We start from the raw sequence: 14936 nt of genomic DNA, 5'->3' as shown, positions 1-14936 counted from the left end.
GGCTTAGATCCAGTATGGAGCCACACCGTAATAGTCGTAGACGCGGCGGCCGTTGTCGGCGGTCCAGTAATTGTCGTCTTCGCGATCGTAGCGCGGGGCGCCTTCTAGTTGCTCCTTGGTGACGTCGACGCGGTAGCCGCCCAGGCTTTCGTCATATTCGAGCTTGGACCAGGGCAGAGGATAGTTCTCGGTGCCCATTCCCATGAAGCCGCCGAAGCTCAGCACGGCATAGGAAACCTTGCCACTGCGCTTTTCGACCAGAATGCGCTCGATGGAGCCAATATGCTCGCCTCGCGGGTCATAAACCTTGGTGCCCTCGACTTTGTCCGACGCGATGAGATCGTGCGTTTCGCGAACGTTGGCGTCCTGGTTACGAATGTCTTCATAAGCCATTTTTCGACTCCTTTGTGTTGCGTGTGAAAGCAGAACGGGCAGCGCGGGCTGGAGTTGCGGATTAAAAACATCTGTGATGAGGGAACTCGAACGCGGCGGGCGGAACCGGCTGACGGCGCACCGAGTTGTTCCCGAGAGACAAAGATCACGGGGATGCCGCCAATGGATTCTGACAGTCTGAATGAGGGGACTGCCCGGCCGGACGGTGTCAGGCCCATGGACATCGCCCATAATGACCTGTTCACGGCCAAGGAAAAGATCGAACTGCTCAATCAGCTCAAGGCCGATATTACCGTGGCCCAGCAAGAAGGGCGCGAGCCGGGAATAGCACTTGAGGAGATCGACCGGGCCATTGCCGAAGTCCGCCAGGACATCGAAGGCGGCCATGGTCCGGAAACACCATTGCGAGGAGATAGCTGAATGGCCACCGCACCCAAGACGCCTACGCCCACCGTCGCCAATGTGGACCATCTCGTCGACGAGAACGGCGCCCGGGTGGATGTGCCCGACGGATCTTCGATCAAGGTGGCGGGAGAGCATGAGGCCACGGTCGGCTCGACGGGGCCGACCAATTGGTGGCTCTATGGGCTTATCGGGCTGGCTATCGTTATCGCCGTGCTGTTCATCCTGCAGATGTTCAACGGCGCTCCGGCGACCGACGTTCAACCCGGCACGCCAAGTGCCGAGAGCGTGGTGGCGCCGGCAACGGAGCCGGCCGTTCCAGTGGCCCAATAAAAAAGCGCGGCACAAGGGCCGCGCTTTTCGCATTTCTTGGGTTCGATCAGCCCTTGTTGATCGGCGCAATCTGAATTTCGACGCGGCGGTTCTGGGCACGACCGGCTTCGGTGGCGTTGGACGCGATCGGGCTCATCTCGCCCTTGCCTTCGATATAGAAGCGGCGCTGGTCGATGCCCTGGTTGGCCAGGATCGTCGCGACCGACACGGCGCGGCGCTGGCTGAGGCTCAGATTGTAGGTGTCATCGCCTTCGCTATCGGTGTGGCCGTAGACGTCCACAATCGACTTGTCGAACTTCTTGAGGACCAGCGCGACCGATACCAGCGTCGAGTTGAACGCCGGCTGGACCGTGGACTGATCGGTCGCAAAGGTGATGTTGGAGGGCATGTTGAGCACGATGTTCTCGCCCACGCGGGTGACGGAAACGCCGGTGCCCTGCAGCTGGGCGCGAAGTTCGGCTTCCTGCTGGTCCATGTAATTGCCGATGGCAGCGCCGGTGAGGCCGCCAACGCCGGCGCCGATCAGCGCGCCAACGCGCGGGTCGCCACCTACGGCAGCGCCAACCAGGGCACCGGCGACAGCGCCGCCGCCAGCACCCAGCAAACCGCCGCCGGCGGTGTTGGAGAGCTGCGACTGACCGGTGTACGGATTGGTGCTGCACGCTGTCAGGGCCAGCGTGGCTGCGAGCGTGACCAGAATCTTCGACTTCATCAAGTTTCCCCCAAGGAATCAGTGGTGGCCGTTGTTGGCCACTGAATACGGCAGCACGGTGATCGGGGATAAGGGATGAACACCAGATGAACGTGGCGGCAAAGGGCCGGCGTTCATCGGGTGTTGCTGCGGACCTGTTGCCGATGGGCCACGGCGGGTGCAGGGGCAACAATGCGCATTTTTTGCCCCGGTGCGAACTTCTGGCGCATTGGCAGAGCGGCTTTGAAAGTTTAGAACGAGTCTCATGTTGGCGTGCCGCATGCGGCGCGTACCTTTTGCGCCAAGCGACGCGTCGGCCCCCTGTCGATGCCTCTGCGGGACGCCAGTGCGAGCCCCGAGCCGAAGCTGCCTTTGCGTTCGGTCCCGGGACAGAAGGGCGAATGATGGATTATCGCGGTATATTCGAAGATGCGGTGGACACACTGCGGGCGGAAAAGCGCTATCGCGTTTTTGCCGATCTCGAGCGGATCGCGGGCAAGTTCCCCAAGGCGATCTACCGCGACGACGCCGACAACCAGCGCGAAATCACCATCTGGTGCTCCAATGACTATCTGGGCATGGGCCAGCACGCCAAGGTGGTCGCCGCAATGCAGGAGACCGCGGGAAAGCTTGGCGTAGGCTCGGGCGGCACGCGCAATATTTCGGGCACCAACCGGCCGCTGGTGGAGCTTGAGCGTTCGCTCGCCGATCTGCACCGCAAGGAAGCGGCGCTGGTTTTCACTTCGGGCTTTGTGTCCAATGAAGCTGCCATCGCCACCATTGCGCGGCTGCTGCCGGAATGCGTGATCTTCTCGGACCAGCTCAACCACGCCTCGATGATCCAGGGTGTGCGGCAGTCCGGCATGGAAAAGAAGATTTTCCGGCACAATGACGTAGCGCACTTGCGCGAACTGCTTGCGGCAACCGATCGCAAGCGGCCCAAGCTGATCTGCTTTGAATCGGTCTATTCGATGGATGGCGATATCGCCCCGATCAAGGCGATCTGCGACCTGGCCGAGGAGTTCGGCGCGCTCACCTATATCGATGAAGTCCATGCGGTGGGCATGTATGGCCCGCGCGGCGGCGGCATTGCCGAGCGCGAAGGGCTGATGGACCGGATCGACGTCATCGAAGGCACCCTGGCCAAGGGCTTTGGCGTCATGGGTGGCTATATCACGGCAAATCGCGCCATTATCGACGCGGTGCGCTCCTATGCGCCGGAGTTCATTTTCACCACCTCCCTGCCCCCGGCCCTCTGCGCGGCCGCGCGTGCCTCGATAGAGCACCTCAAGGGCAACGGGCATGAACGCATCCTGCACCAGCGCCAGGCGCGTCTGACCAAGGCCATTCTCGCCGATGCGGGCCTGCCGGTGATGGAAACCGAAACCCATATCGTGCCGCTCATCGTGGGCGATGCGCGCCAGTGCAAGGCGGCGAGCGACATGCTGCTGGACAAGCACAATATCTATATCCAGCCCATCAACTATCCCACCGTGCCCAAGGGCACCGAGCGGCTGCGCATCACGCCGACGCCGCTCCACACCGACGAGATGATCTTTGCGCTGCGCCATGCGCTGGTGAGCGTGTGGACGAGCCTGGAGCTGCCGCGCGAAAAGGCGGATGCCAAGATTACGGCGAGCAAGCTGACCTCTGGCGATCTGACGCTGCCAACAATCGGGGGCTAGGCGGCGGGGGCTGCTTTGCGCCGCGAATACGGTGCGTTGGTCGATTGACCTGGCGGCTGGGAAAGAGATCTCGAGATGGATCCCGGCCTTCGCCGGGATGCATGGTGGGTGGGGAATATGGTGCCACGCCCTCGTCTCCTCTTCCACGGGAGCGTTGTGTTCACTTGGTGCGATTTTTCACCGGGTCATTCCCGCGGAAGCGGGAACCTCCGTTGGCGAATGGTTGCCGGGAAACAGAGGTTCCCGCTTTCGCGGGAATGACGTTGTGGTTGTTACAAGCAGTCCGAAGTAAACGCTTCCGGTTCCGCGGGAGCAGGATGAGGTCGTGTGAATCCTATTTGACCCGACGTGCCTAGCTGCTCAGCACAATGCGGAGCAGGTCGGCGGTGTTGCGGGCGCCGAGCTTTTCCATGACGCGGGCGCGGTGCACTTCCACGGTGCGCGGAGAGATGCCCAGTTCGAGGCCGGCCTCCTTGTTGGATTGGCCGTTGGAGATCAATTGTAGAACTTCGCGCTCGCGTGGTGTCAGCTGAGAGAAGCCGCGCACTTCCACGGGCCGGCGGCCGCGGTGCATGGCGCCCAGGTGGACATCCCGCCGCAAACCATCGCGGACGGCGGTCAGCAAATTATCGGTGTCCACGGGTTTCGACATGACATCGGACGCACCCAGCTTCATGGCGGCGACCGCCATCTGCAGATCGGGCAGGTCGGCCAACATGAAAACCGGTGTGCCGCGGCGCAGGGCCTTGATGCGTTGCAGCAAGGTCAGCCCGTCGATGGGGCCAAGCTGAAGATTGAGGACCACCGCGTCGGGCAAACGCTTCTCGAGGCTGGCAACAAAGCTGCTGGCGTCTACAGAGAAACTGGTTTGAAACCCTTCCAGGCGAAACAGAACGCTCAGCGCCTCGCAGGTGGATGGGTCCGAATCAACAATATGGATAAGTCGATCGCGATTAAGAAAGGACTGGTAATACGGCTCTTCAGTCATGGTGCTCCCCAGCTTTATTCCGCATGGCGAGATAGTGCCGGGCCAGCTGATCGAATTCTCAATGGAATTCTCAGCTGACGCTCCTGCCCCTGGCTAAACTAACCTCGCCCTGCGAATATTGCCGATGTGTATTACGGCAAGCATAGGTCCTTGGCCATACGAGGCTATTCGTATGACAAAGTACTTATGGATAGGCATATATGCCTATCCGTAACACGTCAATGACTACTTTCCTAAAGACGAACGCCGCTTGGGCCTGTGGATCAGGCGAGCGGGGTTGGCCGGGCGCGCAGGGCGTCGCGGATTTCGGTCAGCAGAACTTCTTCCTTGGAGGGCGCGGGAGTGGCTTCCACGGGCTCTGCGGCCGCCTGGCGCTTGAGGCGGTTGATGGCCTTCACCACCATGAACAGCACGAAGGCGATGATGGTGAACTTCACCACGGCATTGATGAAGAGGCCGATATTGAGGGTCGCCACGCCAGCAGCCTGGGCCGCGGCAACCGATGGCACTGGAACGTCGTTGGGATTGGAGAGGACCACAAACAGGTTGGAGAAATCGACACCGCCAATGATCAGGCCGATCAGCGGCATGAAAATATCGTCGACGATGGAGGAAACGATCGCGCCGAATGCAGCGCCGATGATGACGCCGATTGCCAGGTCGATCATGTTTCCCTTGATGGCGAAGTCACGGAATTCCTTGAACATGGACATGGATTGCCTCTCCTGAATGAACCGCCAGTCCCCAGGCGGCCGCAAAATTGCGGGCGACAAACTTCCATGACCTTGAAACCAAATGCAATGGGTGAGCGCCAACCTTGCACCGCGGCGGCCCCAGGTAGATAGTCCGCGGAAACGCGTTCTTCGTCCCGGAATTGCAATGGCTTCCCACTCCAGCAATGCGTCCGCCAGTTTGCGGCAGGCCATCGACTTCCTGCCGCAGGGCATTGCCGTGTTCGACGCCGGGCTGCATTTGGCCGTGGCCAATATGCGATATAAGCAATTGCTGGATTTGCCGGACGCACTGGTAAAACCCGGCGCGCCCTTGTTCGACATGGCGCTGTTTCTGGCCGATCGGGGCGATCTGGGCGGGGGGGACGCCGCGCGGTTGGCGATCGAGCGGATCAATCTGCTGACGGCGGCGCCGATTGCCGTGACTCAATTGACGGGCAATGGTGGCCAAGCACTGGAGTTTCAATCGAGCCGCCTGCCCGATGGCGGGCTGGTCATAAGCTTTTCGGACGTGACGCAGCGTGTCGAGGCCGAGCGGGCGCTGGAGCGGATGAACCAATCGCTGGAAGAGCGGGTGGAAGAGCGCACGGCGGCGCTGACGCGGGTCAATTCCGAGCTTGAAAATGCACGCGCCAAGGCGGATGCCGCCAACCACGACAAGACGCGGTTTCTCGCAGCCGCCAGTCACGACCTGCTGCAGCCGCTCAATGCGGCGCGGCTTTATACCTCGACGCTGATCGAGCGGGCGAAGCTGACCGGGCTGTCGGATCTCGCCAATTCCATTGAGGCGTCGCTGACGGCGGTGGAAGAGATCATGAGCGCGCTGCTCGATATTTCGCGCATCGATAGCGGTGCGCTGAAGCCCGCACCGGTTCCGGTTGCGGCGCGCGATCTGCTCAAGAAAATGGAAGTGGAATTCGGGCCGATGGCGCGGGAGCGCAATATCGGGCTGCGGATCATCGCGACCGATGCGGCGGTTTTGGCGGACAAGGCGCTGGTGGGGCGTATCGTGCAGAACCTGGTGTCCAACGCGATCAAATATACCCCGCCCGGTGGGCGCGTGCTGGTGGGGCTACGACGGCGCGGCAACCGGATGCGGCTTGACGTGATCGATACCGGGATCGGGTTCAACAAGGACCAGCATCGATTGCTGTTTGCCGAATTCTCGCGGCTGGAACGCGGGGCGCGGATGGCGCAGGGATTGGGGCTCGGGTTGTCCATCGTGCAGCGCCTGGTGACGGCGCTGGGGCTGACGCTGGAGCTCGACAGTCGCGAAGGGCGGGGTTCGCGTTTTTCGCTGTTTTTGCCGGCAACGCGGACCATCAGGGTCGCCTCCGAGTTCGGCCCGACCCAGCCCGAGGCGAGCGTGGGCGCATTGGACTACAAGGTGCTGTGCGTCGACAATGAGCGGGCGATCATCGAGGCGATGGAGGGGCTGCTGCGACACTGGGGATGCGATGTGCGCTCGGCGCTATCGCTCAAGCAGATCGACAAGGAGGGCCTGCTGGAGGGATGGTATCCGGATCTGGTGTTGATGGATTATCATCTCGACCAGACTTCGGGGCTCGATGCCATCGAGTGGCTGCGGCACAATCTGGGCGGGCACTTGCCGGCAGCGCTGGTGACGGCGGACCGCAGCCCGGCGGTGCGCGCGCTGGCCGAGGAGCGGGGCATTGCGGTCGTTACCAAGCCGGTGAAGCCGGCGGCATTGCGGGCGGCGATCAGCGGGCTGGCCAACCAGAGCCGGACCCCGGCGAAGCGGGTAGGCTAATTCACCTTCGCACTGAAGCGTGGGCTTGTGCTCTCCCCGCGTCATTCCCGCGAAAGCGGGAATCACACTCCTCAGCCAAAGTGGGATTCCCGGCCTTCGCCGGAATGACGTCGAGTCCGCGTGCGCAAGTTAGGCCGCCGCGGTGAAGAGGCCGGCGCGGCGGCGTTCGAGGGCCCACCAGTAGATGGCGCCGCGGGCGATGAACCAGCAATGGAGTGCGCCCCAGAGGCCCCAATTGCCAAAGGCGGGTTGCAGGATCAAAGCGGCGGCGAGGAACACGAAGAGCGAGGCGACCATGCCGTTGCGCATGGTGGTGTTGAGCGTGGTGCCGATCAGGATGCCGTCATAGACGAAGGCGGGCATGAAGGTGATGGTGCAGAGTGCTGCGATCAGCAGATGGTCCATGGCATAAGCCTGGACTTCGGCATTGGTGGTCATCAGACCAATCACCCAGGGGCCGCTGAAATACCAGGCGAGCCGGAGGCCCACGGCAATGGCGAGGCCCCAGAGAAAGCTCAAGCCGTACGCGCGGTCGAAGGCGGGACGCCAATTGGCGCCGACGGCCTTGCCGGTCAATTGTTCGGCGGCCTGGGCAATGCCATCGAGGAAGAAGCCGACCACCATGAGCAGGTTCAGGAGGATGGCGTTGGCGGAGAGCGCCACTTCGCCCATGCGCGAGCCTTGCGCGGCGAACCAGGCATAGGCGCCCATCAGGGCGGCCGAGCGGATCATCAGGTCGCGGCTGAGGCCGAACATGCGCTGGAGGGCGTGGGTGTCCATGAGTTCGCCGGGCGCGATCTTGCCCAGCACGTTTCCGAGACCGCCATAGTGGCGGATGAACAGGGCAAGGCCGAGGGCGGCAGCGACGGCCTGCGCGATGACAGTGCCGATGGCGGCGCCGGGAACGCCCCAGCCCAGGCCATGCACGAACCAGATGGAGAGCACGATATCGATGCCATGGAGCAGCAATTGCAGCATCATGCCGGTCTTGGCCGAGGCGCGGCCATAGAACCAGCCCAGGAGGGCATAGTTGATGAGCGCGAACGGCGCCGACCAGATGCGATAGTTGAAATAGTCAGCCAGGGCTGCGGAGGCGCCGGCTTCGGGAGCGAGCAGCGTCGTTGCGAGCCAGAGGATGGGCCAGCTTAGGGCGATCATCGCCACGCCGATCCCGGTGCCCAGGATGATGGCGCGGGTGATGTGAAGCAGGCCATCGCGAGGGTCGCGGGCGCCGATGGCCTGTGCTGTCAGCCCGGCGGTGCCGATGCGCAGAAAATAGGCGAGGGAGAACAGCACGTCGAAAAGGAGAGCGCCGAGCACGAGGCCGCCAAGGAGACCGGCGTCGCCCAGTCGGCCGATCACCGTGATGTCGACAAGGCCCACCATCGGCTCGGTGATGAAGGCGATCGAGGCGGGAAGCGCGATCTTCCAGACATCGGCATGGTGGACGTTGAAGGGGTGCTGCGGGCGGGAGGTGGTCATGGGGTGGACTCGAGGGGATGGATGTTCCTAGCACGCGTGGTGGGGAACGGAAGGCGATTGGCCCGATATTTCCTCCGAAGCCCTCCCCGCCCAGGGTGTTATCCCGGCTTTGAGCCGGTGCGCCCCGCGGCCTCAAGGCCGGGAGGGTGTGCAGGAACTTCCATATCGGGGCTAAACATCCCCCACCCTTGATCCCTCCCCGCAAGGGGGAGGGAGACGAAGGAACCGACAAGCTGGTGCTGGCCGCTTCGCTCTCATGGAGGAGTGGTCATTTCCGGCGCTTGCCGCCTTTCAGTTACCACCGGGTCATTCCCGCGAAAGCGGGAACCTCCGTTCACAAACAGGGGTTCCCGCTTTCGCGGGAATGACCCGGTGGATAGAACTGGCAGTAGGCGAGGAAACCAAAGTGAACACTCCCCTAGAGGGGAGGCGGTCCGGTGCTAATGCGCTACGTCCAACGCGATCACTACGTCGGCGCGATCCTGGGACTGCTGGACCAGATCGTAATTCGGCAGATCGTTGCGTTCGATGTGGGCGCGGTTGCGCTCTTCGGTGAAGAGGCCTTCTTCGGCGTGGCGCTTGAGGAGGCGGGCTTCTACCAGGTCACGCGGCACATCGAGGAAGATGGCGTAATCCATTAGTGGCCGGATGCCGGCCCAGGGTCCTTCGGTGAGAAGGAGGTAATTGCCTTCCACGATCAGGGTTTTGACCTCGCGCTGGACGGTAAAGGCGTTTTCGACGGTGTCTTCGATCTTGCGGGAATAGCCGGGGCCGCTGACGGGTTCGGTGGCGTGCTTGAGATGGTGAAGGAAACTGACGAACGCGGCGCCTTCGAAGGTGTGCGGGGCGCCCTTGTAGTCGACCTGCCCCAGGCCCTCGAGCTTACTGTGCTTCATGTGGAAGCCATCCATGGGGACGAGCGCAGCGCTGCCGGGATGGGTGGCGTTGACCATGGTGACGAGTTCTGCGGCGAGCGTCGACTTGCCGGTTCCGGGGCCACCCGCAAGGCCGATGGCGATGCGGTGATGTGCGGCACTCTGCAGGGCGAGGATATGCGGCACGAGGCGCGAAAGCGCCTGCTGCGGCGTGAGGGCGAGGCGCTCAGGAGCCATCAGCGCGCCTTGCTCAAGCGGATCAGGAACCAGATGGGCACGACCAGCACGGCACCGGTCACGATATAGGCGCCGATATCCTGGAAGACGCCGAAGCCATCGCGAATGGCGGCGTAGAACAGATCGATCGCGCCGTCGATGACGTCTTGCGGGCGGACGCCGAAGACGCTCATCAGGAAGCCGACGACCAGCGACAGGATGACCAGACGGACCAGGACGCCGGCGGGGCTGCCGCCCAGGAAGCGTTCCACGCCGCTGCGGCGGGGCATTTCGGTGGGATATTGCTCGCTCATCGGAGAACCTCGCATGGTCTTCAGGGATTGATGGGGATCATATAGGGTGTTTTGCCCATTGCAGAAGGCCTATCCTGCTGCCGGAGTTTTGATTGGCCGAACTGCCCCCCATCATCAGCGACTGGTTTGCGCGCAAGGGCTGGGCGCCGAGGGAGCATCAGTTGGCGCTGCTGGACAGCTGGCAGGCCGGCGCATCGGCCTTGTTGATTGCCCCGACCGGTGCGGGCAAGACGCTGGCGGGTTTTTTGCCGACGCTGGTGGATCTGGCCGATGGCAAGTTCGAGGGGCTGCATACGCTTTATATTTCGCCGCTGAAGGCGCTTGCAGTGGACGTGCAGCGGAACCTTAATGCGCCGATCCTGGAAATGAACCTACCCATCAAGGCGGAGACGCGGACGGGGGATACGCCGGCGTCCAAGCGGGCGCGGCAGCGCACCAAACCGCCCCATGTATTGCTGACGACGCCGGAGCAATTGTGCCTGCTGATCAGCCATCCGCAGGCGGAACTGCTGTTCGGCTCACTCAAGCGGATCGTGCTGGACGAGTTGCATGCACTGGTGACCTCCAAGCGGGGGGAACTGCTGTCGCTGGCGCTGGCGCGGATCGCGAGGCTCGCACCGGATTTGCAGATCACGGCGCTGAGCGCAACGGTGGCGCGGCCCGATCTGCTGCGGGACTGGATCGCGCAGCCAGTGGCACCCAGGCCGACGCATCTGTTGACCACTTCGGGCGGGGCGCCGCCTGTGTTGGAGATTTTGCAAACCGAACAGCGGCTGCCTTGGGCGGGGCATTCGGCCAATTATGCGCACCACGAGCTTTATGACGTGATCAAGCAGCACAAGACGACGCTGCTGTTCGTCAATACGCGCTCGCAGGCTGAGATGCTGTTCCAGGGGCTGTGGGCGGTGAACGACGATCTGCTGCCGATTGCGCTGCACCATGGTTCGCTCTCGGTGGAGCAGCGGCGCAAGGTCGAGACGGCGATGGTGGCCGGGACACTCAAGGCGGTGGTGTGTACGTCGACGCTGGATCTGGGCATCGACTGGGGCGATGTGGACCTGGTGGTGCAGGTGGGCGCGCCCAAGGGCAGTTCGCGCATGTTGCAGCGGATCGGGCGAGCCAATCACCGGCTGGATGAACCATCGAAGGCTATGCTGGTGCCGTCCAACCGGTTCGAAGTGCTGGAGTGCGAAGCGGCGCTGGAGGCAGTTGCGGAGAACCAGCAGGACAGCGAGGACCCGGTGATCGGCGGCTATGACGTGCTGGCGCAGCATGTGCTGGGGATGGCCTGTGCGGCGCCGTTTTCGCCAGACGAATTGTTCGAGGAGATCAGGCGGGCATGGCCTTATCGCGAGCTGCCGCGCGGGCAGTTCGACCGGGTGGTGGAGTTCGTCGCGACCGGTGGCTATGCGCTGCAGGCCTATGAGCGCTATGCGCGGCTCAAGAAAACCGAAGACGGCAGATGGCGCATCGCCAATCCGCAGATCGCCCAGCAATACCGGCTCAATATCGGCACCATCGTCGAAGAGCCGATGGTCAGGGTGCGGCTGATCCGTGGTCGAGCGCCCAGGAAGGGACAGGCGGAGCGCCCGGTCGGCGCAGGCGGGCGCGTACTGGGAGAAATGGAGGAGTACTTCTTCGGCACGCTGTTGGTGGGCGATACCTTCATGTTCGGCGGCGAAATCGTGGCGTTCGAGGGGATGCGGGACAACGAGGCCTATGTCAGCCGGGCGCAGGCGACCAATCCCAAGATTCCCTCCTATATGGGCGGCAAGTTTCCGCTCTCGACTTATCTTGCCGAACGGGTGCGCAGGATCATGGACGATCCGAATAGCTGGAGCGCCCTGCCCGACCAGGTGAGCGACTGGCTGCGGCTGCAGCAATCCGCGTCGGTGTTGCCGGGGCGCGAGACACTGCTGGTGGAGACCTTTCCGCGTGGCACGCACAATTTCATGGTGTGTTACCCGTTCGAGGGGCGGCTGGCGCACCAGACGCTTGGCATGTTGCTGACGCGGCGGCTGGAGCGTGCGCGCGCGCGACCGCTGGGGTTCGTCGCTTCTGAATATGCACTGGGCATCTGGGGCCTGGGCGATCTCTCGGCGCTGATCCGCACCGGGCGGCTGTCGCTCGATGAGCTGTTCTCCGAGGACATGCTGGGGGATGACCTTGAGGATTGGCTGGATGAATCGGCGCTGATGAAGCGGACGTTCCGCAACTGTGCAATCATTGCGGGGCTGATCGAGCGGCGCCATCCCGGCAAGGAGAAGACAGGGCGGCAGATCACGATGAGTTCAGACCTGATCTATGATGTGCTCTATCAGCACGAGCCCGACCACATCCTGATCCAGGCGACGCGGCGCGATGCGGCGCGGGGCTTGCTGGATATCGGGCGTCTGGGCGACATGCTGCGGCGTATCCGGAGCCATATCGTGCACCAGCCGCTGCAGCGGATATCGCCGCTCGCGGTGCCGATCATGCTCGATATCGGGCGCGAGCCGATTTATGGGGAAGCGCGCGAATCAGCTATGGCGGATGCAGCTGACGAATTAATGCGGGAAGCCCTCGGGCAGAGTTGAGCCAGATCCCTTTACGAGCCGAGATTACGGAGAGCCCGGACTTGCGCTTTGCCGGACATAATTTCGAGCCCCTGCCCTCCGGCGCGCTGTTCTGGCACGCCGAGCGGACGCTGCTGGTTGCCGATCTGCACTTGGAAAAGATGAGCAGCTTCGCCCGGCGCGGGCAGATGCTGCCGCCTTACGATACCGGGATGACACTGGCGCGGCTGGAAGCCGATATTCGCCGCACCGGTGCTGCAAGGGTGGTTTCGCTGGGCGACAGTTTCCATCGCGACGAGGGCACGACGACGCTGAGCGAGGTGGATCGGGCGCGGCTCGACACCATGATCGATATGGCCGAGTGGTTGTGGCTGTCCGGCAATCACGACCCCAAGCCGCATGCGCTGGGCGGGCGTTGCCTGCCCCTGCTGGAAGTGGCAGGGCTGACGCTGGCGCACGAGCCGCAGCGTGGTGCAGCGGGGCTGATGGCGGGGCATCTGCATCCGGCGGCGCATATTTATATCGATGGCCGATCGAGCAGGCGGCCGTGTTTCGTGCATGACAACAGGCTGATGATCCTGCCGGCCTATGGTGCCTCGACGGGGTCGATCAATATCCTGTCGCCGGCATTCGTGGGGTTATTCCACTGGCCGGGGCTGGAGGTGGTGATGCTGGGCAAGGATCGGGTTTATCCGGTCAGCCCCAGGCGGTTGGTGCGGGGGTGAGCAGCCCCCTCAGCGCTTGAAGACCACGCCGCCGAGCCAGCCGGTGAACAGCGCCAGGATGACGCAGATGATGCCATAGAGCAGCGGCTGCTGTACCGCTGATAGTGCCAGGAACCGTTCGAAGCCGATCTTGCGGACAGCGAAGCCTTCGGATTTGCGGGCGATGATCTCGCCACCCTTGAAGACGTAGGTGTGCGCGATATAGGGGCCGGGCGGGGCGCCGCTGGGCAGGGTCAGGCGGGCGGAGTAGAAATTGCCCGAGAGGAAATTGACTCCGTTCTCCTGGATGCCGAACAGGCCTTGCTGGCCCATCAAGCGCACCAATTGACGGCCGAAGACGGCGTTTTTCCACCAGTCGGCGCTGTTGGCGTCCAGGGTATAGGCCTCGGGCAGGATGTTGTTGGTGGTCAGGGTCGTGACATCGGTGATGTCCGTGAGCCGACCGCTCGACAGCACATGGAAATAGCTCGGGAAGTTTTCGTATTCCACCTGGTCGGTGTTGATCCAGATGCCGAAATTATTGGTCTTCTGGCGGGCAACCCGGTTCTGCGTCGGGCCGACGACCACGATGACCACGTGAAAGGGCCCAACCACCGGCTCGGTGGAGCCCGCATCAGGCTCGATCGAGCCGAAGAAGGTCATGCGTTCGCCGGAATAGCTGGAGGTGATTTCCACCGTGTCGTTGGACAATTGCGACACCAAACGGGCGCCTTGGGCGGGCACCAGCAAGACAAAGATGGTCAGGAGCGCGAGCAGCAGCCTCATCTGGCGCCTCCCACCACGGCCATGCTGAAGACATCGCTCGGGGTCAGCACCAGCGACAGGCCGAAGCGGATGGCAACGGCGAGGATCAATAGCGCCAGCAGACCCCGCAATTGTTCGCCGCGCAATTGCTTGCCGGCAGCGGCGCCGAACTGGGCGCCGGCCGTGCCGCCCACCATCAGGCAGAACGCCAAAAGAATGTCGACGCTCTGGCTCTGCACGGCATGAAGGATGGTGGTGGCAGCCATCATCGCGACGACCTGCGCCAGGGACGTGCCGATGACCACATTGCCCGGCACCCGCAGCAGATAGACCAGCGCCGGCACCATGATGAAGCCACCGCCAATGCCCAGGAGGGAACCGACGAAGCCGATGAACAGCCCGATAACCAGCACCGGCAGCACGCTGATATAAAGCCGGGACTTCTTGAACCGCACGCGCATCGGCAGCCCATGGATCCAGCTGTGCTGATTGGGCAGGCGCTCGCGGACGACCACGCCCTTGCGCGCCTTGAGCAGCGAACGGGTGGATTCGACCAGCATCAGCACGCCAACCGAACCCAGCAGGACCAGAAAGCCCAGCGAAATCACCAGATCGAGCTGGCCGGCATCGCGCAGCAGGGCGAACATGGCGACGCCCCCGAAGGCACCCAATATGCCTGAGAGCACAAGATACATGGCCAGATGCAGATCGATGCCGCCGCGCCGGTAGTGACTGAGTGCGCCGGAGGTTGAGGCGGCCACCACCTGACCGGTGACGGAGGCGACGGCCACAGGCGCGGGAACGCCCGAAAAAATCAGCAATGGCGTCAGCAGGAATCCGCCGCCAACGCCGAACAGGCCGGACAAAAAGCCGACGGCCCCTCCGATCCCCACAAGAAAGAAGAGGTTCACGGAAAGTTCGGCGATCGGCAGATAAACCTGCAAGATCTGGTTCCGTTCGAATTGGTGGCACGCACCGCCAGCATAAGGGCGTGTGCGTCAACAATAGGTCAAAGGTTCCCGCTTTTGGCG

General features: G+C 62.9%; 15 protein-coding genes. 6 read left to right on the top strand and 9 right to left on the bottom strand.

From position 1 onward, the window contains the following. Window positions 1-3: 3 nt before the first annotated feature. Window positions 4-393, bottom strand: a complete 390-nt coding sequence (locus tag C8264_RS13555) for a PRC-barrel domain-containing protein (protein ID WP_108461515.1) — start codon at window positions 391-393, stop codon at window positions 4-6. Window positions 394-555: 162 nt separating this feature from the next. Between C8264_RS13555 and C8264_RS13550 the strand changes: the two genes are divergently transcribed. Both C8264_RS13550 and C8264_RS13545 read left to right on the top strand, forming a co-directional pair. Beyond that, window positions 556-813 carry a hypothetical protein gene (locus C8264_RS13550; RefSeq protein WP_162783644.1) on the top strand — a complete coding sequence of 86 codons (258 nt, stop codon included), beginning with the start codon at window positions 556-558 and terminating at the stop codon, window positions 811-813. Continuing rightward, window positions 814-1128, top strand: a complete 315-nt coding sequence (locus tag C8264_RS13545) for a hypothetical protein (protein WP_108461513.1) — start codon at window positions 814-816, stop codon at window positions 1126-1128. Between the two features lie 46 nt (window positions 1129-1174). Here the strand turns inward: C8264_RS13545 and C8264_RS13540 are convergent, their stop codons facing one another. Then, a complete protein-coding gene (locus C8264_RS13540; RefSeq protein ID WP_108461512.1) occupies window positions 1175-1840 on the bottom strand; it encodes a YiaD family glycine zipper/OmpA-like lipoprotein in 666 nt (221 codons plus the stop codon). A 383-nt stretch (window positions 1841-2223) separates the two neighbouring features. On the opposite strand from C8264_RS13540, the gene hemA reads away from it, so the two are divergent. Continuing rightward, complete coding sequence (gene hemA / locus C8264_RS13535; RefSeq protein WP_108461511.1) at window positions 2224-3504, top strand: 5-aminolevulinate synthase; 1281 nt, start codon at window positions 2224-2226, stop codon at window positions 3502-3504. 352 nt (window positions 3505-3856) lie between these two features. Here the strand turns inward: hemA and C8264_RS13530 are convergent, their stop codons facing one another. Continuing rightward, window positions 3857-4492: a response regulator transcription factor gene (locus C8264_RS13530; protein ID WP_108461510.1), complete on the bottom strand. Its 636-nt coding sequence runs from the start codon at window positions 4490-4492 to the stop codon at window positions 3857-3859. Window positions 4493-4755: 263 nt separating this feature from the next. After that, window positions 4756-5199, bottom strand: a complete 444-nt coding sequence (gene mscL / locus C8264_RS13525) for a large conductance mechanosensitive channel protein MscL (RefSeq protein WP_162783649.1) — start codon at window positions 5197-5199, stop codon at window positions 4756-4758. Window positions 5200-5371: 172 nt separating this feature from the next. Here mscL and C8264_RS13520 point away from each other — a divergent pair, with 172 nt between their 5' ends. Next, window positions 5372-6994, top strand: coding sequence for an ATP-binding response regulator (locus C8264_RS13520; RefSeq protein ID WP_162783643.1), 1623 nt, complete (start codon window positions 5372-5374; stop codon window positions 6992-6994). 129 nt (window positions 6995-7123) lie between these two features. On the opposite strand, the gene C8264_RS13515 is transcribed toward C8264_RS13520, so the two are convergent. The 3 genes from C8264_RS13515 to C8264_RS13505 form a co-directional block, all read right to left on the bottom strand. Continuing rightward, entirely contained in the window at window positions 7124-8476 is a 1353-nt protein-coding gene (locus C8264_RS13515) for an MATE family efflux transporter (protein WP_108461507.1), read from the bottom strand. 440 nt (window positions 8477-8916) lie between these two features. Continuing rightward, window positions 8917-9588, bottom strand: coding sequence for a nucleoside/nucleotide kinase family protein (locus C8264_RS13510; protein WP_108461506.1), 672 nt, complete (start codon window positions 9586-9588; stop codon window positions 8917-8919). Further along, a complete protein-coding gene (locus C8264_RS13505) occupies window positions 9588-9881 on the bottom strand; it encodes a DUF6460 domain-containing protein (RefSeq protein ID WP_108461505.1) in 294 nt (97 codons plus the stop codon). Before C8264_RS13505 ends, C8264_RS13510 begins: the two co-directional genes overlap by 1 nt. A gap of 92 nt (window positions 9882-9973) precedes the next feature. On the opposite strand from C8264_RS13505, the gene C8264_RS13500 reads away from it, so the two are divergent. Together C8264_RS13500 and pdeM are read left to right on the top strand one after the other, a co-directional pair. Next, the gene (locus C8264_RS13500) at window positions 9974-12457 is read left to right on the top strand and encodes a ligase-associated DNA damage response DEXH box helicase (RefSeq protein WP_108461504.1); all 2484 of its coding nucleotides are present in this window, start codon (window positions 9974-9976) and stop codon (window positions 12455-12457) included. 41 nt (window positions 12458-12498) lie between these two features. Continuing rightward, window positions 12499-13161, top strand: a complete 663-nt coding sequence (gene pdeM, locus C8264_RS13495) for a ligase-associated DNA damage response endonuclease PdeM (RefSeq protein ID WP_162783642.1) — start codon at window positions 12499-12501, stop codon at window positions 13159-13161. Between the two features lie 9 nt (window positions 13162-13170). On the opposite strand, the gene C8264_RS13490 is transcribed toward pdeM, so the two are convergent. Both C8264_RS13490 and C8264_RS13485 read right to left on the bottom strand, forming a co-directional pair. Beyond that, window positions 13171-13926, bottom strand: coding sequence for a TIGR02186 family protein (locus tag C8264_RS13490; protein WP_108461502.1), 756 nt, complete (start codon window positions 13924-13926; stop codon window positions 13171-13173). After that, window positions 13923-14849, bottom strand: a complete 927-nt coding sequence (locus C8264_RS13485; protein ID WP_108461501.1) for a sulfite exporter TauE/SafE family protein — start codon at window positions 14847-14849, stop codon at window positions 13923-13925. The genes C8264_RS13490 and C8264_RS13485 overlap by 4 nt, the downstream gene beginning before the upstream one ends. Between the last annotated feature and the right edge of the window lie 87 nt (window positions 14850-14936).

This window comes from Devosia naphthalenivorans (genome assembly GCF_003056355.1).
Lineage (GTDB): Bacteria > Pseudomonadota > Alphaproteobacteria > Rhizobiales > Devosiaceae > Devosia > Devosia naphthalenivorans.
The sequence above is the reverse complement of the archived record's forward strand: the minus strand, read 5'-3'. Positions and strand labels throughout refer to the sequence as shown.